This window comes from Accumulibacter sp. (genome assembly GCF_036625275.1).
Taxonomy (GTDB): Bacteria; Pseudomonadota; Gammaproteobacteria; order Burkholderiales; family Rhodocyclaceae; genus Accumulibacter.
The window spans coordinates 61,742-82,490 of sequence record NZ_JAZKUD010000008.1 but is presented as its reverse complement, the minus strand read 5'-3'; the positions used below and the strand labels follow the sequence as shown (position 1 = coordinate 82,490).

Here is a 20,749-nt window from a genome sequence, read left to right as displayed (position 1 = left end):
GTATGGCGATTCAATGAAAGGAAAAGGCCATGAGTAGGGTTGTTAAAACGGACAAGGCAATGGTGGAAAATGCTGAAGACATCATTGGTTGGGTGCCGCCGGATCTGGGATTTGAAAGTCGGGGCTTCAAGGAAACACTGAAGGCAGTTCTCACGTCACCCTTTCGTGACCCGGTGAGTGTTTTCAAGCATCAGGTCTCGCTGGCTGGCGAGATGTTCAAGGTTCTGGCCGGCAAATCGACACTGGCCCCGGACAAGACCGATCGGCGCTTTGCCGACCCCGCCTGGCACGACAACCCGATGTATCGGCGGACGATGCAGGCGTATCTGGCCAACAATGCCTACTGGCAATCGGTGATCGATGATCTGAAGGTCGACGAGACCGACCGTGAGCGTGCCCGCTTCTTCATTTCGTTGTTCACGGACGCGTTCTCGCCAACCAATAGCATGGCCCATCCGGCAGCACTCAAGAAGATGCTCGAAACCGGCGGCGACAGCTTCAAGCGGGGCGCCAAGAACATGCTGCACGATCTGGTCAATGAAGGCGGGATGCCGAGCATGGTCGACAAGAGCGCCTTCAAGGTGGGCGAGAATCTCGCCACCACCGAAGGTGCCGTGGTGTTCCGCAACGATCTCATCGAATTGATTCAATACAAGCCGTTGGTGCCGCAGGTTCACCAGCGCCCCTTCTTCATGCTGCCGCCTCCGATCAACAAGTTCTATATCATGGACCTGACGCCGGAGAAGAGCATGGTTCGCTACCTCCTGCAAAAGGGGCAGCAAGTCTTCATCATCAGTTGGCGCAATCCGAAACCAGAGCATAGCGAATGGGACTTCAACACCTATGCCAGTTCCGCTCGCGAGGCGCTGCTGGCCGCGCTGGAGATTTCAGGGGCGAAAGACTGCAACATCTGGGGGGGCTGTGCAGGCGGGATCATCGGCTCGGTGATGCTGGCGCAAATGGCGGCACGCCAGGAACGTCTGGTCAATTCCTTCACGCTCAACGTGACCATTCTCTATATGCCTACAGACTCGGTCATGGGGATGATGGCGACCGAAGGACTCCTGAACAAGGCTCGCAAGCACACGGCCAAGAAGGGGGTCCTGGATGGCAAGGAAATGGCGAGGATGTTCGCCTGGCTTCGTCCCAACGATCTGGTCTGGAACTACTGGGTCAACAATTATCTGATGGGCAACAAGCCGCCGGCCTTCGATATCCTGTACTGGAACTGCGACAATACCCGCCTGACTTCGAAGTTCCACACGGAATTGATGGACATCGTGGCCCGGAAGTATCTCGCCCACCCTGGTGAGTTCGAGTCGGGTGGTATTCCGATTGACCTGAAGAAGGTCGATTGCGACGTTTTTGCCATGGCCGGCGACACGGACCACATTACGCCGTGGAAGAACTGCTATGAGTCCACGATGTTCTTCGGTGGCAAGTGCGAGTTCGTGCTGAGCAACAGCGGACACATCCAGGCGATGATCAACCCGCCGGGCAACAAGAAATCGATTTATTTCACCAACCCGGCACGCCTGGCGGACCCCGAGGATTGGTTGGCAGGTGCCAAGACCAACCAGGGCAGTTGGTGGGACAGATGGATCGTCTGGCTGGGCGAGCGCTCGGGTGAATTGGTGGCCGCACCGAAGGGATTGGGTAGCGCATCCCATAAGCCGATGGATCCGGCGCCGGGTACCTATGTTCTGGAGCCCTGATCGAATACCAGGGCCGGTCGGCCGGTGACGGAGGTTGCCGGCCGGGGCCTGTGATGTCTTGTGGCAGGCAATGTGCAGTCGCGACGCCGGCAGTTTGGCGTTGCCTTTGGCAAGGGGTTGACAATGAAAATCAGGATGGTCGATGTAGGAAAACAGCGGATTCGTGTGGCCATCTGGCCCTCGGATCGACCAGGGGGCACGCCACTGCTGCTGATCAATGGAATCGGGGGCAGCATCGAGGTGTTGCGACCTTTTGCCGAACAATTGCCCGGAACCGAGGTGATTGCCTTCGACGCGCCAGGGACCGGTGCCTCGGCGACGCCGGTGATGCCGTTGAGAATGGGCGGTTTCGCGAAGCTGGTGGCGGGCCTGTTGACCCAACTGGGCTACGGGCAGGTTGACGTGCTTGGCGTGTCATGGGGAGGGGCCCTGGCGCAGCAGTTCGCCCATAGTTTTCCGGGTCGCTGCCGTCGCCTGATCCTGGCCGCGACGTCCACCGGTTTGTTCGCCGTGCCGGGCGACCTGCGCGCCCTGTGGAAGCTGATGTCATCGAGCCGCTTCAACGATGCGGAGTCGATCGTGAAACACGCTGGCACCATCTATGGGGGGGTGTTCCGCAAGAACCCGGAGTATGCCCGGCAGCACATGAGCGAGATCGTTCCCCCCCATACGCTCGGCTACCTCGGACAAATGTACGCGATCTGGGGCTGGACCAGTGTCCATTGGCTGTTCACGGTGAAGCAGCCGACGCTGATCATGGTGGGTAGCGATGACCCTCTGGTGCCGGCGGTCAACGGGAAGATCATGAAGGCCCTGATTCCCAATGCCGAGTTGGTGGAGCTGGATTGCGGGCATCTCTTCCTGGTGACCCAGGCCGAAATGGCCGTGCCGATCATCCGTCGCTTTCTCGATGAGCGCCGTAGCACGGCGGCTCAGCCGGCACTCCTGCCGGTTGCACACCCGCGGTGAAGCGGTCATTGATTGCTGTTGCGCCTGGTGGCTCCAGCCGCAGTGCTCGCGTGTCGGAGCGCCAGGCCATTTTCTTGAGCGGCGCGATACGCCGTTTTTTTGGAGGAGAAGCATGAGTTCGCAACGTCTTTTTATTCGCAGGGCGGCAGTTCTTGGTTCCGGTGTGATGGGCGCGCAGATCGCCGCGCACCTGGCCAACGCAGACGTGCCGGTCATTTTGTTCGATCTGGCTGCCAGGGAGGGTGATCCCAACGGCATTGTCAAGAAAGCCGTCGAAGGGTTGAAGAGAATGCAACCGGCGCCGCTGGTGACCCGAGACCGGCTGGCGAATATCGATGTCGGCAACTATGACCAGCATCTCGACAAATTGCGCGAATGCGACCTGGTCATCGAGGCGATATCCGAAAAGATTGAATGGAAGGTCGACCTGTATCACAAGATTGCGCCGCATCTGAGCGACCAGGCGATCGTCGCTTCGAATACTTCCGGCATTTCGATCAACCAGTTGTCCGAGGCTTTTCCGGCTGAGCGCCGGTCGCGCTTTTGCGGAGTACACTTCTTCAACCCGCCGCGCTACATGCAACTGGTCGAGTTGATCCCGGCGGCGGCGACCGATGCGGCCATGTTCGACGCGCTCGAATCCTGGCTGGTGACCCGCATGGGCAAGGGGGTCGTTCGCGCCAAGGATACGCCGAGTTTTGTCGCCAACCGGGTGGGCCTTTTCTCGATTCTGGCGGTCATGTATCACACCGAGCAGTTCAAGCTCGGGTTCGACGAAGTCGACGCCCTCACCGGGCCGCGCATTGGCCGGCCCAAGAGCGCCACCTATCGCACCGCTGACGTGATCGGTCTCGACACGCTGGCGCACGTCACCGATTCACAACAGCAAACCCTGCCCAATGATCCTTGGCGCGAGCACTTCAAGGTCCCGGCGTGGTTGGCCGCCTTGATTGGCAAGGGCGCGCTGGGGCAGAAGGCGGGTGGCGGCGTTTTCCGCAAGGTGGGACGCGACATCCATGTACTCGATATGGCGTCGCTGGATTATCAGCCGGCAGGCGCCGGTGTCGCCCCCGAAATCGAACAGATTCTCAGGAACCGGAACGCCGCGGAACGTTTCGCCGCCTTGCGTGCCAGCGCCCATCCGCAGGCGCAGTTCCTGTGGGCGATGTTCCGCGATGTCTTTCATTACTGCGCCTATCATCTGGCAGAGATTGCCGACAACGCTCGCGACGTAGACTTTGCCATGCGCTGGGGCTACGGCTGGGCGCAAGGACCCTTCGAAATCTGGCAGTCCGCCGGCTGGCAGGCGACCGCCGAGGCCATCGCACAGGACATTGCCGCCGGCAAGGCGATGTCGAACGCACCGCTACCTGCCTGGGTTGCCGAACGCGACCATGTGCACCAGGCCGAAGGCTCCTATTCGGCAGCCGAGAACGCGCTCAAGGCGCGCTCGAGTCTGCCGGTCTATGGTCGCCAACTGTTCCCCGATCTGATCGTCGGCGAGCAACACGAGCGTGGCGAAACCTTGATGGAGAACGACAGCGTGCGTATCTGGCGCATGCCCAAGGTGGATTCGCGCATCGCCGTTCTGTCGTTCAAGAGCAAGATGCATTCACTGGGCAAGGAGGTCGTCGAAGGAATTTATCAGGCCGTGGCGATGGCCGAAGCCGATTTCGATGGCCTGGTCGTCTATCATGACGCTCCGTTTGCAGTCGGTGCCAATCTGCTTGAGGTGATGCAACTGGTCAAGGCAGAGCAATGGGACGAACTCGACAAGGTGGTCGCCCATTTCCAGGGCGCCACCAAGGCGCTACGCTTTGCCCAGGTGCCGACAGTCGCTGCGGTGGATGGGATGGCTTTCGGCGGCGGGGCCGAAGTGGCCATGCATTGCGCACACCGCGTCATGGCCCTGGAGAGCTACATCGGGCTGGTTGAAGCCGGTGTCGGCCTGATCCCCGCGGGCGGCGGCTGCAAGGAAATGGCACGTCGGGCATCCGAAGCCGCCATGCGCCGCGGCCGGCAGGACCCCTGGGAAGAGATCCAGAAAGCCTTCGGTTCGATCATCCGCGGCATGACCTCGAAAAACGCCATCGACGCCAAGAGCATGGGATTTGCGGCGGAGAGCGACACCGTCCTGTTCAACGCGCGCGAGCTTCCTTACGTCGCCATCCGTCAGGCCCGGGCAATGTTCGAAGGCGCTTATCGGCCGCCCATGCCGGCGCGCGCGATCAAGGTGGTTGGCCGTCCCGGCAATGCGACCTTGCACATGGATTTGGTGAACCTGCGCGAAGGCGGATTCATGAGTGCGCACGATTATGTGGTTTCCGAAGCGTCGGCCCTGGTGCTCTGCGGCGGTGACGTCGAACCCGGAACGCTGGTCGATGAAGATTGGTTGCTCGGCATCGAGCGTCGTCAGTTTGTCGAGCTGCTGAAGAACGAGAAAACGCAGCAGCGTATGACCTACATGCTCGAAAACGGCAAGCCCCTGCGCAATTGAGCGACCATGATTTACGTTGATTTTCGGAGAGTTTGAGATGAACAAGCCAATTCAAGACGCCTACATTGTCGCTGCAGCGCGCCTGCCGATCGGCAAGCGCAACGGTTACTACAAGACCACCCGCCCGGATGACATGCTGGTACACGCGATCAGGACGGTCCTTGGTCAAGCGCCGGCGCTCGACCCGGCGCTGATCGACGACATCGTCGCCGGTTGCGCCTTGCCCGAGGCCGAGCAGGGCCTGAACGTCGCGCGCATGGCGGCGATGGTGGCTGGTTTGCCGCACAGCGTTCCGGGCGTGCAGGTGAACCGCTTCTGCTCGTCGGGGCTGCAAGCGGTCGCCATGGCGGCCGACCGGATTCGCCTCGGTGATGCCGATGTAATGATCGGTTGCGGTACCGAAACGATGAGCATGGTCACCATGCTGGGCAACAAGGTGGTCATCAACCCCAGTATTTTTGAAGGTAACGACAATCTCGGTGTCGCTTTCGGGATGGGCATCACGGCCGAAAAAGTGGCCGAGCGCTGGCAGGTTGCACGCGAAGACCAGGATGCCTTCGCGGCCGGATCGAATCAGAAGGCGATTGCCGCGATACGCGAAGGCAAGTTCAAGGCCGAAACGGCTCCGTTTACCGTCAGGACCCGCGTACCCGACCCCGCCACCGGCGAGGTCAGGCTCGTCGAGCGGGTGGTGGTCGACGACGAAGGGCCGCGAGCTGACGCGACGCCGGAAAAACTGGCGCAGATGAAGCCGGTATTCGCTGCCAGGGGTTCGGTGACGGCCGGCAACAGTTCGCAGATGTCGGACGGTGCGGGGGCAGTGCTGCTGGTTTCGGAGAAGATCCTGAAGCAGTTCGACCTGCAGCCGCTGGGCAGATTCGTCAGTTATTCGGTTCGCGGTGTGCCGCCCGAGGTCATGGGCATCGGTCCCATCGAAGCGATTCCCGACGCGCTCAGGAAGGCCGGTTTGCAGAAATCCGACCTGGAGTGGATCGAGTTGAACGAAGCCTTCGCCGCTCAGGCACTGGCGGTCATGCGGACCTGCGAGCTCGATCCGGCGCGCGTCAATCCGCTGGGTGGAGCGATCGCTCTCGGTCACCCTCTGGGAGCGACCGGCGCCATCAAGGTGGCCACGCTGCTGCATGGTCTGCGTCGCGAGAAGATGAAGTACGGCATGGTGAGCATGTGCATCGGGCACGGCATGGGCGCAGCCGGCATTTTCGAAGCGCTTTGAGTCGTACCCCGGCCAAGGTCTGATGCTCCGGGGGGCCGTTCAGCGGTCCCCCGGAGCCTTTGTTGCGTATAGACCGGTCATCGATCGGCCGGGTCGGCGTTTTTCTTGTCTTGAAGAGGGCCAGGGCGCCCCATCGGAGTTCCCAGCATGTCGTCAGTTCTTGTCAGCTATCGTCGCGATGGCGAAATCGCTTTGGTCACTGTGGATAATCCGCCGGTAAACGCATTGGCCCGGGAAGTACGTGCCGGTTTGCTGAACGCGATCCGACAGGCGGAAACGGACACGGAAGTGCGTGCGACGATCATTCTTTGCGCCGGACGAACGTTCATCGCTGGCGCCGACGTCAGCGAGTTTGACCGTCCGCCGCAGGAGCCGCATTTGCCGGCGGTGACGCAGGCGATCGAGAACGCCCTCAAGCCGGTGGTCGTGGCGATGCACGGGACGGCGCTGGGTGGCGGCTTCGAGATTGCCCTGGCCAGCCATTACCGGATTGCCACGGCGACGGCCAGGGTGGGCCTGCCGGAAGTCAGGCTGGGGGTCATCCCCGGCGCGGGTGGTACGCAGCGATTGCCGCGCCTGGTGGGCGTACCGACCGCCTTGCAGATGATCAGCAGTGGCGCAATCATCGCTGCCGAACGTGCGCTGGAAATCGGCGCCATCGACGAAATTGCCCAGGGCGATCTGGAAGCCGCGGCGATTGCCGCCGCACGCCGGCTGGCCACACCGGGTACCATCCTGCGGCGTACGGGCACCTTGCCGGTGGCGCCGGTGGCACCGGAGATTTTTCAGGAAGCGCGACGGCAGGCAAGCGAGAAGCAGCGACACCTGCAAGCACCCTTGACGGCGATTGAAGCGGTCGCCGCAGCGGCCAGTCTGTCTTTCGATGAGGGGTTGCGGCGCGAACGCGAGTGGTTTCTCGAACGTCGGGCCTCGGCGCAGGCGGCCGCACTGCGCAACGCCTTCCTCGGCGAGCGCGAGGTGGCCAGGGTTCCGGGGCTGGCCGCCGATGTACGGGCGCGCGAAATCGTCCAGGTCGCCGTGCTTGGCGCCGGCACGATGGGTAGTGGAATTGCCATGTGTTTCGCCAATGCCGGTTTCAGCGTCCTGCTCAAGGAAGTCGAAGCGCTGGCGCTGGAAAGAGGGATGGCGACGATCAGGAAAAACTATCAGGCCAGCGTGTCGCGCGGCACGCTGTCGCCGCAGGATATGCAGCGCCGGCTGGAGTGCATCCGGCCGACGCTGGACTGGCAGGCGCTTGCCGAGGTCGACCTGGTCGTCGAAGCCGTTTTCGAAGATCTGGACGTCAAACGTCAGGTGTTCGAACAACTCGATGCGATTGCCAGGCCGGGCGCCATCCTCGCCACCAATACCTCCTATCTCGATGTCGCACAGATTGCCGAATTCACGCGGCGACCGCAGGATGTGGTGGGAATGCACTTCTTCAGTCCGGCCAACGTCATGCGCCTGCTGGAGAACGTGCGTACAGACAGGACTGCCCCCGATGTCCTGGCGACAGTCATGCAACTTGGCAAGAAACTCGGCAAGATCGCCGTTCTCGTCGGCGGGTGCGATGGTTTCGTTGGCAACCGCATGCTTGCGCAAAGAACACGCGAAGCCTGGTTCCTGCTGGAAGAAGGAGCGCTACCGCAGCAGGTGGACGCGGCGCTGGTCGATTTCGGATTCCCGATGGGGCCTTTTGCGGTCGGCGATCTTGCCGGCCTCGATATCGGCTGGCGCAACCGCAAGGCCAGGGCACATCTTCGCAAGCCGGGCGTGCGCGACTGCGATCTTCTCGATCAGGTCTGTCAGCTTGGACGATTGGGGCAAAAAACCGCTGCCGGGTGGTACCGCTACGAATCCGGGAACCGAACGCCCCTGCCGGACCCGGCGATCGAGGAACTGATCGTCGAGCATTCGCGGGCGAGGGGAATCGAGCGTCGAACGATCGACGATCAGGAGATCGTTGAACGCTGTCTCTTCTCGATGATCAACGAAGGCGCAAAGATCCTGGCCGAGGGCGTCGCCGCGCGTCCCATCGATGTCGACATGGTCTGGCTCAACGGTTACGGATTCCCGTCATGGCGCGGCGGTCCTCTTTTCTTCGCTGATCAATGGGGACTGGCGCGGGTGCTGGCCAGCATCGAAGACTACTGCGAGCGTTTCGGTCCGGACTTCTGGACACCGGCGCCGCTGCTCCGGGAACTGGTGGCGAACGGTCGGACCTTCTATCCCCGGAGGCTGCAGCCTGACTAGGGTGCGATTGAAAGTGTTGGTCGAGGTCTCTTGTTCAATGGAGATGCGTTGACATCGGTAATCACCCCTCCCCCCTCGCGGGGGAGGGGTTGGGGGAGAGGGGGCCATCGTTGCACACGAATTCGTCGAATCCTTGCGACAGCACATCGCCAAAGCCGTCAGTCTGCTCTGCTGACATCTGCGAGGGCATGGACGCCCCTCTCCCCCAACCCCTTCCACGGCCCGCGCTGCATCGCGGGCCGGCTGCGGCGGCGCGGAGCAGTGCTCCGCGAAACCCCGCCTTCGCCCCCCGCGAGGGGGGAGGGGAGCCATCGGTACCTCCCAACACTTTCATTCACACCCGCCTGACTAGGTTCTGTTGACACAAGCCCCGTCTACTGCGAGGGTTGGAGCCTTTTGGCGATGGCGAACCGGCTCGAAATCAGCGACGAAGAATGGGGGCGATCTACCCGATACTGGTGGCCCACAGGCCTGTCCGCATGGCCTCGGAACCCGCCTGCCGGGCCTTCCTGGTAGCGGTCTTGTGGGTGCTGCGGTCGGGGGCGCCCTGGCGCTTGCTGCCTGCCGCCCCTGGCCAGTGGAACCCGGTTTTCAAGTGCTTCTCCCGCGGGTGCCGCCATGGCGTTGGGGAAGCGCTGCCTAAGGGGGGCTCAGGCGCTCATCGCCGACAAGGGCTACGACAGCGACGCCTTCGTCCGGGCCATCGAGGCGCGCGATAGGGACGCGGTCATCCCATCCCGCAGCCACTGTACCAAACCCCGCGAGGTCGATGGGTTCGTTTCCAGGGAGCGCCACCTGATCGAGTGCTTCTTCAACCCAATCCAACATTACCGGAGGATTTTCTCACGCGATGAAAAAACCTCCCGCAACTACATGGGCAGGCTGCGCTTCGTCTCCGCTCTCATCTGGCTGCGGTGATGGGTCAACAGAACCTAACCTTATGCGTTAGCGTGCGGGTGAAACATGGAACCTCCCCTCTTTCTTGAGCGCAGACAGACGAGCTGCGAACTCCTTGCGGTAGTTCGAGCCAAGCCAGACAGGATTTGAGACGATGCCATCACACACAAAACGACCACAGAACTCAACAACTCCAGTTCGAAAAGAGACACCGGAACCTCCGAGAATGTCTCGAAGCCTGTCTGTCAGGCCAAGTACCGCGTAGGCATCATTGCCAGAAGGGTCCAGAAAGACAGAGTAGGCGGTTGTGTCGCGAAGGTATATCCATCGTTTTAACTGAAGGGATTTGATCGCGCCAACCACTTCTGGTGGTACGGGATTTCCCTTCTTTTCAAGTTCCGCAATGGCGGACCCAACGATTGAAGGCGACGTAATGGCCACGTCGCGCCCAGCGGCCAACATATTCAACAGTTCCAAACCGGCCTTTCCATTCGACAACCGATGTATTTCGGTCAGAAGTCTTGAATAGCCGTTAATGAACGTCTGTGCAGATTGAGGTTCTATGACCATAGGATTTTTACATGCTAACGTTCGACGTAACCGGCCGGCCGAGGCCGAAGGCCGGAGCGAACCTGCAAGCGCAGCTTGCAGGCGGTTCGGTTGACGGAGGGGTTGGGCACCACGGTTAAAGAACCGAGATGAATTTCTCGGGCGTTACGTCGGCCTGACGTAGAACACCTGCCAGCGTCCCGGTCTTGACCTCGCTGTGCATGGGTACGACACAGCCTTTGGACCCACGGCGCATGATTACGTGGCTCCCGGACTGTGCCGGAGCTTCTCGAAGCCGAGACGCTGCAAAGCCTGTACGACAGCCGCCCCCGAAACATGTGGCAGTTTAGGCATGCGCGGGAACGCTGAATGTCGTTACCAGCGGATGGCCCGGCACAGGAATGGGGAACTCGGACAAATAGAGCGCTGTGGCTTCCTGAAGGTTAGCGATCGCTTCTTCGACCGTCTCACCTTGCGTGGTCGTTCCGGTTTCGGGATTCATTGCGACGTAGCCACCTTCTTCGGCAGGGGTCAGTACGGCTGTCAGTTCCATTGTCGTTTCTCCAAGCTGGGAAGCTCAATTGTCGCTCATTCCGCCGATTGGTGGTGCCCAACGTTCAAGGTCCGGGTGACCGCAGGGTTGGGCATCATGCGGCCAACTCCTTGCGAACAGGCATTAGCAATTGCCCTAGGCGATTTTGCCCCGTTCCATCCTGACCGCACGCCCAGAAGTAGTCGAAGGGAGAGCTTTCGATAAGCGTTCTTGTGCCTGTTGAAAACAACATGTCCCGCGCCTTCGGGACCAGAAACTTGAGTCGAAGAGCTTTGAGCATGACGTCTTCACGGACAGTGTCCCAATCTGAACGGATGGCAAAAGAACGAGACTGGCCAGGCGCTCTAGCTTCTTTGGGTGTTGGGGCACGGCGAATGCGTTCGCGAACTTCACGATCGTTGAACTTCTGCGCTTGGAAAAAGTGTTCAACCGTCGGCCAGAACTCACCTTCGACTTCAATTTCGAGAGGAGAGAAGTTCGACAAACCCCAGAAGGGCATCGTCTTCGAGTAGAAGTAAATCGGCTCGTCAGGCGCGGCGGCGTTCATGATGCCCAACGTCCAAATTCAGCGGCGAGCGAAGCGAGTCCGTTGCAATGCAGTGTTAGGCAAATTTGCTGGATTGTCCGGGGGAGCCAAAACCTGGAAGCCAGCCGCCTTGAGTCTGGCTTCGGCAAGCTGTATCTCCTTGAACAGTGCATCCAGATTGTTGCCATACTTGACGCCAATCGCGTCCTTGATCGCATGAACTTCCTTCATGATTTCATCAGTCATCGTTATTTCCTCCAAGAAGCTCCTCGGGAGTACATATGATCGGGAGGAACAATCCGCTTGTCTCAAGATAAACGGCGATCTTTTCCTGAATCACTGGATTGGCAATGTGACGGCAATTCCAGGTCAGTAGAAAATCAACGTGATGCAGTGTCGAAACCGCAATATGAAGCGCATCCTCAATCGCCTTGGAGGGAATGATGGCTTGTTCAATAAGCGATTTGGCCAAACGAATCATGTCTTGCGTTACCGCGAGTACGGATATCCCATCAAGTGCCGCAAGCCTTTTCTGTGCAGCCACAGGATCGCCAGCGGCGCACTCTTGCCAGACTAACTGAGAAACAAGAAGTTCATAGTCCGAGCGTAGCTCCCACCAAGCCAGAGTGATTTGCTGATGGGCGGCACCAATAATAGTCTTGCTGGGGCGTGCCGTCAGATAGCTGATGACAGAGGTTTCAATGTAGACTTTTCGCTTCATGATTTCCGTCTTGGTTCAGATAAACCGTGGTCTGTCCCTTGATTTTCTTGATTTTCAAGTTGAGCGTCTTGTTGGGCTAAATGAAAATGTTGCTAAATTTACAGAGCCAAACATGACTGACTCGGAGTTGTTGCGGCTGCTTCTGTTTCTGGCAATTCAAAACGCAGCCTGCTTTCCTCGGCATAATCGCTTCTTATCTCCAATCCGATCCATCTACGATTTAATTCTTCCGCAACAAATCCTGTTGTATTACTACCAGCGAAAGGATCGAGCACAAGATTGCCAGGTTTTGTAAGAAACTCAATAAAGAACCGGGGCAATTCAGCAGGAAAACGAGCAGGATGTACCTTGTTGCCTAATAGCTTACTGGTTTTAATATATGCGCTGTTCGATTCATTGTTGCCGCACTGAATAATATTTGGCGGGATTGACCCACCTTGATCACTGGCGAAAGAATCGTTTATTATATGACCACTAGGGCGAACCGTCTGTTTGACGCCTCGCTTAATAAGGCGCTTCATGTCTTCACTGTAAGGTTGTAGTACTTTTCTGTTGTCGGCATTGGCCATTGGGTCTTTGACAAGCCAGAAAATATACTCGACGCTATCCTTTACTCTGATTCTTCTTACATTCACCCATTCTGCGGGGGCTGGCATTTTTGCAGGGTTATACCAGAAGAACTCTTGTGCCAGTTGAAACCCAACATCGTCAACCAAAGCGAGTAAAGTTCTGTAGTGATACAAGCTTCGCACAGGCGCTCCTGGTTGCCACGCACCGCCAAGATTTAGAACGAATGAACCTGATGGCTTGATGATGCGCTTAATTTCATTCGCGAACGGAATAAGCCAAGCGGTGTAGTCTGCTTGATTTGCATTTCCATATTCCTTTTTGAAGTGCAGCGCATAGGGGGGGCTTGTGACAACCAAATTGACAGAGTCGCTTGGCAAATTCCTCATGAACTCCAAACTGTCAGAACAATAGAGTGCCCCTAGTTCTGTTTTGTAAACTGGGTCAGGCGGTAAATGCATCGATAAGATCCTGAAATCGAGAGAACCAGCGAGGTTGTGTGTCCTCACCATCTGGAATGAGGTGCATGACTTGAAGTTTGTTTGGATGACTTCGGTGAGACGGCAGTTCCCGCACTAGAACATACCGAAACTGACTCCAGTCTCCCGTGAATCTGCCCACACAAACCGCAGCCACATCAAAATGATCTCGTTCGTAGTAGCGGCTACTTGGGTCGCCCTTTGCTGCGCGTGTTTTTTGCAACTCAACTTGCGGCTTTGCGCCGTTACGGATAGTTTTTACTTCGACCCTTATTGTTACACCTGAAACAGTTACAACAGTAAAGTCATGCATTCCATCAACATCATGACCTTCATAACTGGTCAACCAACCCTCTCTACTCGCTATACGAAGCTTTCGCTCAAAATGAACCTCGGCGACCGAGCCTTCCAAGGCGACTTTTAGACGAAACCTCCTATCAATTGCGTCAAGCAACTCTTGGGCGGTAAGACCGTATTTAATTTCTAAAGCATGAGGCATATGAGCATTCTTTTGGTGAGGTCAGGGTTAGAACACTACGGGCAAAGTTAGCGGCCCAACGTGAAAGCTCAGGCGACGGCCGCGGCTTTATGCGGCCAGTCGCCTAGAGCGCAGGGTTGGGCATGGATGATGCATGATTGCAAGACTTGACCCTAAGCTTTGGGGTGACCCTAAGCTTTGAGACTTGACCCTAAGCTTTGCTTGATTGCAAGACTTGACCCTAAGCTTTGCTAACAAGACTTGACCCTAAGCTTTGCTAAGCTTTGCTCTTGACCCTAAGCTTTGCTAACGCGAAACGCCGCTTTTCGGCGGTCTGCTTGAGCGCAGGGTTAGGACTTTGTTCGCCGCGAATAGTGCTTATCGAATTCTTGAAGAATATTGGCATTATAGAACCGCTGCTTTGAACTATTTGGATTGTTCGGGTGCAGAAGTCGAACGATGGCGTATTTGCTTTCTTTTTCCAACGCTTTTCGCAGCTTGTGAAAAGTCTTGTTTTCTAGAAAGTCCATGTAGCGTCGCCTCATGACATCCGCGAGATTGCGATACGTCATCGGATAGTTCTTTAGCACGTCCTCCTCGCGAACGGTGATTGCTGGCGCAGTTGGGTCGTCTGTCCAGCGGAAAGGCACCGAGCATGCATCCTTGCCGCGAACTAGTTTCGTTTCGAGGCGAAGTGCGACGTGCTGCTTCGCTTCAGCTTCGACCGATTGTTCCTCAAGGGAGTCGAAGTAACAGAGCAGCCGCTGTAGCTGTTCAGGATAGTGCGCTCGTGATGCAGGCTCGGCGGCTTCGAAACCGTGATAGAAAGAAATAGGCATTAGAAAGAAATTGTACTCAGACAAGTCTAGCTGAAACCATTCAGTTGCCAAGTACAGATAGTTTCGGAGCGAGGCAGTCCCGATTTCTAGCACTCTTCGGCCAATGTAAAGATCTTTATTTATGAAGTGAGCGGCATTGTCTCGAATCTCTACAAGTGCAAAGAAGTTGTCGTGACACGCCCTCTCAAGGCCAGATGTTTTATCTTCTAATAGCTTCGCAACCAGATAATTTGCTCCATGCGACAGGGGATTTCCGCTGCGATTCGTCTTCGGGGATTTATTTCCGTTGCCATCATCAGTTAACTCATATAAGGTTTCAATTGCTTCACCTCTGTCGAACACCCACTTTGCCTTCAGTAGAAGTTCCCATGCGTTTGCCATTAGCAATGCAAACGCCTCTTCTCTGTATGAAAAGTTCGGCTTGTTATAGATTTCGATTGCGGCAACGGCCGCTTGTATCGATTTGGCGGCGAGATCTGTGCTAAGAGGCATTCATCGTGTTCCTAACGTATAGTGAACACCGATTCCGGTGCAATCGGCGTTGGTGCATAAATACTCTCTTTAAAAATCAATAGCTTAAATCGATGCAGACGTCAATTTATGACAAAATTTGACGTTTTTGGCATATTTTCCGAAAGTTGCCTTTTCTAACATGCTGTTTTTATGTTAATTTTTTATGGCGAATTATGCACCAACGCCGGTGCAATCTACTTTTTCGCGATGGTTCCCAGGGGGTAGTTCCAGACTCATCAAGGTGTATACCGGAACACATTGAGGCGTATACTACGGGTTCGTGAGAACAACGCACAGATTCATAACGAATTTCTGCCCGTGAATACACCAGAAAACCCTTCGGAAAACACCCCAGGACCGCCGGTAGACACCCCTTCCGGTTCGGAGAATACGCCTGCCGAAACCGGAAACTCCCCCTCCCAACCCGAGCTTCTCGACCAGGTGCGTGATCAGATCCGCTTGCGCCATTACAGCATACGCACTGAAGCACAATATATCCACTGGGTCAAGAGATTCATTCTCTTTCACAAGCGCCATCCCCGTGAGATGGGTGCGACCGAGGTGGAGGCGTTCCTGACCCATCTTGCCGTCGACGGGCAGGTGGCATCGGCAACGCAAAACCAGGCGCTGTCGGCGCTGTTGTTTCTTTACCGCAGGGTATTGGGCGTCGAGCTGCCGTGGCTCGATGACGTGGTGCGGGCCAGGCCATCGCAGCGCTTGCCGGTGGTGCTGACACGTCTCGAGGTGCAGCGTGTGCTGGAGCGGATGGACGGGGTTCATGGCTTGCTCGCCCGCCTGCTTTACGGCACAGGGATGCGCCTGATGGAAGTGATTCGCCTGCGCGTGAAGGACCTGGATTTCGAGCAGGGCGAGATTCTGATTCGTGAGGGCAAGGGGGCAAAAGATCGTGTCACGATGCTGCCGGATTCGTTAGTGGCGGATCTGCGGGCTCACCTGCGGCGGCGAAGGCAAGTCTTCGACGACGATCTGCGGATGGGCAAAGCGGCCGTTTATTTGCCGGATGCACTGGAGCGCAAGGACCCCTCGGCGAATACGAGCGCGAATACGAGCTGGGGGTGGCAATATGTTTTTGCCTCGGGCAGTTACTCGGTCGATCCGCGTAGCGGCGTGGAGCGGCGGCATCATCTCGACGAGAAGCTGCTGCAGCGGGCGATGAAGAAGGCGGTGACGGCAGCGGGGATCGCCAAGCCGGCGACTCCGCACACGCTTCGCCATTCCTTTGCCACGCACCTGCTGGAAAGTGGATACGATATTCGCACGGTACAGGAACTGCTGGGCCATGCGGATGTCGCGACGACGATGATCTACACGCATGTGCTCAAGCGGGGTGGGCGAGGCGTTCGCAGCCCGCTCGACGCGCTTGGGTAGTCCTGAAGGGGTTCCTGGCCTGGACATCGACATTCAGGATCTTCCCGGATCACGGGTGTGAATGAAAGTGTTGGGAGGTGCCGATGGCTTCCCTCCCCCCGCGAGGGGGCGAAGGCGGGGTTTCGCGGAGCACTGCTCCGCGCCGCCGCAGCCAGCCCGCGATGCAGCGCGGGCCGTGGAAGGGGTTGGGGGAGAGGGGGCGTCCATGCCCTCGCAGATGTCAGCAGAGCAGACTGACGGCTTTGGCGATGTGCTGTCGCAAGGATTCGACGAATTCGTGTGCAACGATGCCCCCTCTCCCCCAACCCCTCCCCCGCGAGGGGGGAGGGGTGAGTACCGATGTCAACGCATCTCCATTGAACAAGAGACCTCGACCAACACTTTCAATCGCACCCCCGGATCACCGATCCCTTGCGGAGCACAACCATGAGCCTTGCGACCATCATCCATGCCGGCATGCGTCAACACGAACGGCCGCCCTTGGCCCTGGTGCTGATGGGCGGTGGCGCGCGTACGGCCTATCAGGTCGGCGTCCTGCGCGCATTGGCGGACAGGCTGCAGTCGCATGCCGGTAGCGTACGGTCGTTTCCATTCCAGATTCTGGTCGGCACCTCGGCCGGTGCGATCAATGCCGCTTTTCTGGCCGCGCGCGCGCGCCAAGGCTTGCAGGCCTTCGAAGAACTGGCGATGTTCTGGGGTCGGCTGCGGTCGACCGACGTCTACCGCCTGAACACCTCGCGCTGGCTGCGCTTCAGCCGTGTTGCTCTGGCCCTGAGATTGTCACAGCACGTCCAGGCCAAGGGGGCGCTGCTGGACAACACGCCACTGGCGGAAATGCTGCGGCAGGGCATCCCGCTCGGCAACATCGAAAGCGCCCTGCGATCAAAAACCATCGATGCCCTGGCGGTGACCGGGTCGAGCTATACCAGCGGGGTCCACTGGACCTTCTGTCAGACGGCCAGCCGCGAGACGTTTCAGCCGTGGACCAGTCCCGGCCGCCGCTCCGAATTCCAGCTCTTGACGATCGCGCACCTGATGGCCTCGAGCGCGATTCCGTTCATCTTTCCGGCCACGGCATTGACGGTCGAGGGTCAGGAAGAATACTTTGGCGATGGCTCGATGCGGCAGATCACGCCGCTGTCGCCGGCGATGCACCTCGGTGCACAGAAGATTCTGGTGATCGGCGTCGGGCAGCCTGAACGCCCATGGCTGACGACTGCGCCGGGAACGCCTGGACGCGGCCCGAGCCTGGGCAGCATGGCCGGGCATGTGATGGCCAGCGTCTTTCACGATACGCTGCAGGCCGACGTCGAGCAGACCCGACGGGTGGCCAGAACGATCAACGAACTGCCTCACGAGGCGGTTTCGGCGATGCGCTACAAGGCCATCGAAGTGCTGGCGATGGCGCCGACGCAGTCGCTCGACGCGCTGGCGCTGCAATACACGGATGAACTGCCGACGACGATCCGTGATGCCCTCGGCGCCCTCGGAATGCTCAGGGGCGGCGGCGGCGCCCTGGCGAGTTATTTGCTGTTCGAGCAGGGCTTCGTGCAGTCGCTGATGGCGCTGGGCAAGAGCGATGCCACGACCCGCGCCGCCGAACTGATCGAACTGATCACCGGCCCCTGAGCAGCCAGCAGCGCGGCCGCCGCTGCTCACCGCGATCGCCCCCGATTTTAATGTGCAAGTCGCGTCAGCGACTCACGAATCTCCCCTCTCCCCTCGCGGGAGAGGGGTTGAGGGAGAGGGGAACGGTCATGACTTCCATGATCGGGGGTGCCTGAAAAAGTCATGACCGTTAGCCTGGCATGCATCCGCTGCCGGGTTTCCTGCGTATCGGGTAGTACCTGGGGGGTTGCCGCGTCGTAGACGCTCGCTATCAGGTCAGGCCAGATGACGGAGGACGAAGCAGGCCATCGATCGTAGGGTCGGAGCAAGGCCTGATCGGTTCATCCGGGTTCCCTAGATCCAGTCAGGAGGTTCAAGCCATGATTCATCCCAACCCGAATCACAGTCGGACTGCCGCCGGCGAACGCCAGGCGGTGGTAAAGCGTCGACCACGCACCCGCTTCGCGGCCACTCTGGCAGCGCTGGCCAGTGCTTTCATTCTCGGTGGCATCCACCACAACGCGCATGCCGTGCTGGTCAATCTGGATACCACATTGCTTGGCGGCACCTCTGCGCGCCTGGATTTCGCGCTGCTCGATGGCGATGGCGACCTCGGCAACAACACCGTCACCATCAGTTCAATCGTCACCGACGGGACGCTCGGCGGAACCGATTGCAGCGTCGGGTGCACCGGTGGCCCACCCTTCACGATCTCCGATGCGCTCGGCCTCGGCCAGTTTCTGCAGGACCTCACCCTGGGGACGACGGTTTCCTTCGACCTGAGCTTCACCACCCGCTTCTCGGGCAACGGCGCGCCTGATCGCCTGTCGCTGCTGTTGCTCGACGCGGGGAGCAATCTGACACTGCTCGATACCAATCTCGACTTTTCAGGCGACCCGGTACCCGTCCAGGACGCGCTGCTGATCGTCGATCACGCCCCAGGCGCGCAAGTCCGGTTCGCGACCGTGTCCAGCCCGGCGCTCCCGATCGCCGTTCCCGAACCCGGCGCGGGCGCGCTGTTCTCGCTTGGGCTGGCGCTGATCGGCGGACAACGCATCCGCCGCCGCCATTCCTGCGTATCCCATCGTACCGAGGCTGCCGCGCAAGCCCGCCTCTCGACCTCGACGCACACCCCTCCGGGAGAATGAACATGAAGACCTCTGCCACCTCAAACCGCCGTTCCCTGCTGACCCTGCTGTGTGCAGCCGCGTGCCTTGCCCTGCCGGTCTCGGGGGTGTTTGCCGCCAGCCACCGCGAGGCGCCGTTGACCGCACTGGACCATAAGGCGGACATCACCGATTGGTACGCCTTCGTCAGCTACGACAATCCCAACAAGGTGACCATGATTCTCAACACCGACCCGTTGCTGGAACCGGCCAATGGACCGAACTACCACCCCTTCGATCCCGAGGTCGTATACGAGATGAAGGTCGATAACAATTTCGATGGCGATGAAGACGTCAAGATCGTTTTCCGCTTCCAGAGCGAAATCCGCGCACCCGGCGTGTTCACCAGTTTCGTCGGTGCCGGTGGCGGCGTTTCGGCCCCGGCCAATTCACCGGCGCCGGTTCCGCCCGGCACGCCGATCGTGCCGCCCGCGATTACCGCCCTCGACGGACCGGGATCGGCCGGCCTGAGCCTGCGTCAGACCTATACCGTGACCATCCAGAAAAAGGTCGGTAGCGTCTGGCAAACCGTTTTCAGCAGTGGCAATCGAAAGCTCTACGCCGTTCCCGCCAACGTCGGACCGCGCACCATGCCCGATTATCCGAGCCTTGCCGCACAGGGCATTTACGATCTCGGCGGCGGCATCCGGGTCTTTGCCGGTACCGTCGACGACCCCTTCTACATCGACCTCGGCGCCGCTTTCGATACCCTCAACTTTCGCGCCGGCGCTTTTGCCACAGGGATTCCGGCGGTGTTGAGCAACGACCAGGATGCGGCCGACGATGTCAACTTTGCCCCCGATGCAGTCGCCGGCTACAACGTCAACAGCATCGTCGTCGAACTGCCGACCACGCTGCTCACCAGTGACGGCCAGGTCCATCCGGCAACGGACGCCAAAGCGGTGATCGGCACCTACGGCACCACCTCGCGGCCGCGCATCAAGGCGCAGCCGACGACTGCCGGCGGCAAGCCTTCGCTGTCGAGCAATTTCGTTCAGATCCAGCGCATGGGGAATCCGCTGATCAACGAACTCCTGATCGGCACCGGCGACAAGGACAAGTTCAGCATGTCCGAGCCCAAGAACGACAGCCAGTTTGCAGGCTACCTGCTCGACCCGCTGCTTGCCCGCGTGCTCAACGCGGCCTACGGCGGCGCAGTGGCCATTCCGACCCCGCCGCGCCTCGACCTGCTGCCGCTGGTGACCTATGGCGCACCGATCTGCCCCGGCTGCACGGCCGCACAGGCCGGACCCGTCGCCGACCTGCTGCGGCTCAACACCGGCATTCCGGCAACGGCCAAGGCCATCCGCAAGCGTCTCGGTGTCCTGGACGGCGATTTCGGCGGCTTTCCCAACGGCCGCCGACTCTCGGACGACGCCACCGACATCGCAGCGCGTGTGGTGGCCGGGGTGCTCAACCCGGCATTCAACGTCTTCCCCAACAACCGCATCGGCGATGGCGTCAACGGCAACGATGTCGCCTACCAGGAGACCTTCCCCTACGTGGCTTTCGCCAATAGTGGCCGCAACAGTCGGCACCAGAACCCCGGCACCTCCGGCTGCGTCTCGACGCCGCCGCCGTTCCTGCCGATGCTCTGCCCGACCGACTGATTACTGTGAAAGTCGCGTACGCGACTCACGAACCTCCCCTCCCCCCTCGCGGGGGAGGGGTTGGGGGAGAGGGAAACGGTCATGACTTTCATGATCGGGGGGTGCCTGGAAAAGTCATGACCGTTTGAGTTGACTTCGCCTGACGACGAAGAGGGACTCACCGCAACAGACGGGCAGGCGTTCGCC

19 protein-coding genes and 1 pseudogene are annotated in these 20,749 nt (G+C 59.2%); 11 read left to right on the top strand and 9 right to left on the bottom strand.

What is annotated here, in order from left to right:
- Positions 1-29: 29 nt before the first annotated feature.
- The 7 genes from V5B39_RS05875 (at position 30) to V5B39_RS05845 (ending at position 9,586) form a co-directional block, all read left to right on the top strand.
- Positions 30-1,715, top strand: a complete 1,686-nt coding sequence (locus V5B39_RS05875) for an alpha/beta fold hydrolase (protein WP_332341986.1) — start codon at positions 30-32, stop codon at positions 1,713-1,715.
- Positions 1,716-1,838: 123 nt separating this feature from the next.
- Complete coding sequence (phaZ, locus tag V5B39_RS05870) at positions 1,839-2,684, top strand: poly(3-hydroxyalkanoate) depolymerase (protein ID WP_332341985.1); 846 nt, start codon at positions 1,839-1,841, stop codon at positions 2,682-2,684.
- A 112-nt stretch (positions 2,685-2,796) separates the two neighbouring features.
- Complete coding sequence (locus V5B39_RS05865; RefSeq protein ID WP_332341984.1) at positions 2,797-5,181, top strand: 3-hydroxyacyl-CoA dehydrogenase NAD-binding domain-containing protein; 2,385 nt, start codon at positions 2,797-2,799, stop codon at positions 5,179-5,181.
- A 37-nt stretch (positions 5,182-5,218) separates the two neighbouring features.
- Positions 5,219-6,415 (top strand): acetyl-CoA C-acyltransferase, encoded by a 1,197-nt coding sequence (locus V5B39_RS05860; RefSeq protein ID WP_332341983.1) that lies wholly within the window; start codon positions 5,219-5,221, stop codon positions 6,413-6,415.
- A gap of 147 nt (positions 6,416-6,562) precedes the next feature.
- On the top strand, positions 6,563-8,668 hold the full coding sequence (locus V5B39_RS05855) for a 3-hydroxyacyl-CoA dehydrogenase NAD-binding domain-containing protein (RefSeq protein ID WP_332341982.1): 2,106 nt from the start codon (positions 6,563-6,565) through the stop codon (positions 8,666-8,668).
- A 434-nt stretch (positions 8,669-9,102) separates the two neighbouring features.
- A complete protein-coding gene (locus V5B39_RS22140; RefSeq protein ID WP_434735656.1) occupies positions 9,103-9,387 on the top strand; it encodes a transposase in 285 nt (94 codons plus the stop codon).
- Complete coding sequence (locus V5B39_RS05845) at positions 9,287-9,586, top strand: transposase (RefSeq protein WP_332341980.1); 300 nt, start codon at positions 9,287-9,289, stop codon at positions 9,584-9,586. The genes V5B39_RS22140 and V5B39_RS05845 overlap by 101 nt, the downstream gene beginning before the upstream one ends.
- Before the next feature lie 27 nt (positions 9,587-9,613).
- On the opposite strand, the gene V5B39_RS05840 is transcribed toward V5B39_RS05845, so the two are convergent.
- The 9 genes and pseudogenes from V5B39_RS05840 to V5B39_RS05800 all read right to left on the bottom strand — a co-directional run bounded on the left by V5B39_RS05840 (position 9,614) and on the right by V5B39_RS05800 (position 14,769).
- Positions 9,614-10,042 carry a hypothetical protein gene (locus V5B39_RS05840; RefSeq protein WP_332341979.1) on the bottom strand — a complete coding sequence of 143 codons (429 nt, stop codon included), beginning with the start codon at positions 10,040-10,042 and terminating at the stop codon, positions 9,614-9,616.
- 208 nt (positions 10,043-10,250) lie between these two features.
- Positions 10,251-10,468, bottom strand: a pseudogene (locus V5B39_RS05835) (type II toxin-antitoxin system HicA family toxin).
- The gene (locus tag V5B39_RS05830) at positions 10,461-10,667 is read right to left on the bottom strand and encodes a type II toxin-antitoxin system HicB family antitoxin (protein WP_332341978.1); all 207 of its coding nucleotides are present in this window, start codon (positions 10,665-10,667) and stop codon (positions 10,461-10,463) included. Before V5B39_RS05830 ends, V5B39_RS05835 begins: the two are co-directional and overlap by 8 nt.
- Before the next feature lie 94 nt (positions 10,668-10,761).
- On the bottom strand, positions 10,762-11,214 hold the full coding sequence (locus V5B39_RS05825; protein WP_332341977.1) for an NADAR family protein: 453 nt from the start codon (positions 11,212-11,214) through the stop codon (positions 10,762-10,764).
- 18 nt (positions 11,215-11,232) lie between these two features.
- Positions 11,233-11,439, bottom strand: coding sequence for a hypothetical protein (locus V5B39_RS05820; protein WP_332341976.1), 207 nt, complete (start codon positions 11,437-11,439; stop codon positions 11,233-11,235).
- Positions 11,432-11,914 carry a type II toxin-antitoxin system VapC family toxin gene (locus V5B39_RS05815; protein WP_332341975.1) on the bottom strand — a complete coding sequence of 161 codons (483 nt, stop codon included), beginning with the start codon at positions 11,912-11,914 and terminating at the stop codon, positions 11,432-11,434. The genes V5B39_RS05820 and V5B39_RS05815 overlap by 8 nt, the downstream gene beginning before the upstream one ends.
- Before the next feature lie 98 nt (positions 11,915-12,012).
- Positions 12,013-12,942, bottom strand: coding sequence for a DNA-methyltransferase (locus tag V5B39_RS05810; RefSeq protein WP_332341974.1), 930 nt, complete (start codon positions 12,940-12,942; stop codon positions 12,013-12,015).
- Positions 12,926-13,459 (bottom strand): hypothetical protein, encoded by a 534-nt coding sequence (locus tag V5B39_RS05805; RefSeq protein WP_332341973.1) that lies wholly within the window; start codon positions 13,457-13,459, stop codon positions 12,926-12,928. Before V5B39_RS05805 ends, V5B39_RS05810 begins: the two co-directional genes overlap by 17 nt.
- A 329-nt stretch (positions 13,460-13,788) precedes the next feature.
- Positions 13,789-14,769 (bottom strand): DUF3644 domain-containing protein, encoded by a 981-nt coding sequence (locus V5B39_RS05800; RefSeq protein WP_332341972.1) that lies wholly within the window; start codon positions 14,767-14,769, stop codon positions 13,789-13,791.
- A 462-nt stretch (positions 14,770-15,231) separates the two neighbouring features.
- On the opposite strand from V5B39_RS05800, the gene V5B39_RS05795 reads away from it, so the two are divergent.
- From V5B39_RS05795 to V5B39_RS05780, 4 genes are all read left to right on the top strand, one after another.
- Entirely contained in the window at positions 15,232-16,179 is a 948-nt protein-coding gene (locus V5B39_RS05795) for an integron integrase (RefSeq protein ID WP_332342000.1), read from the top strand.
- Between the two features lie 426 nt (positions 16,180-16,605).
- Complete coding sequence (locus V5B39_RS05790; protein WP_332341971.1) at positions 16,606-17,808, top strand: patatin-like phospholipase family protein; 1,203 nt, start codon at positions 16,606-16,608, stop codon at positions 17,806-17,808.
- 359 nt (positions 17,809-18,167) lie between these two features.
- Complete coding sequence (locus V5B39_RS05785) at positions 18,168-18,935, top strand: NF038129 family PEP-CTERM protein (protein ID WP_332341970.1); 768 nt, start codon at positions 18,168-18,170, stop codon at positions 18,933-18,935.
- Positions 18,936-18,937: 2 nt separating this feature from the next.
- Entirely contained in the window at positions 18,938-20,563 is a 1,626-nt protein-coding gene (locus V5B39_RS05780) for a DUF4331 domain-containing protein (protein WP_332341969.1), read from the top strand.
- The last annotated feature ends 186 nt before the right edge of the window (positions 20,564-20,749 follow it).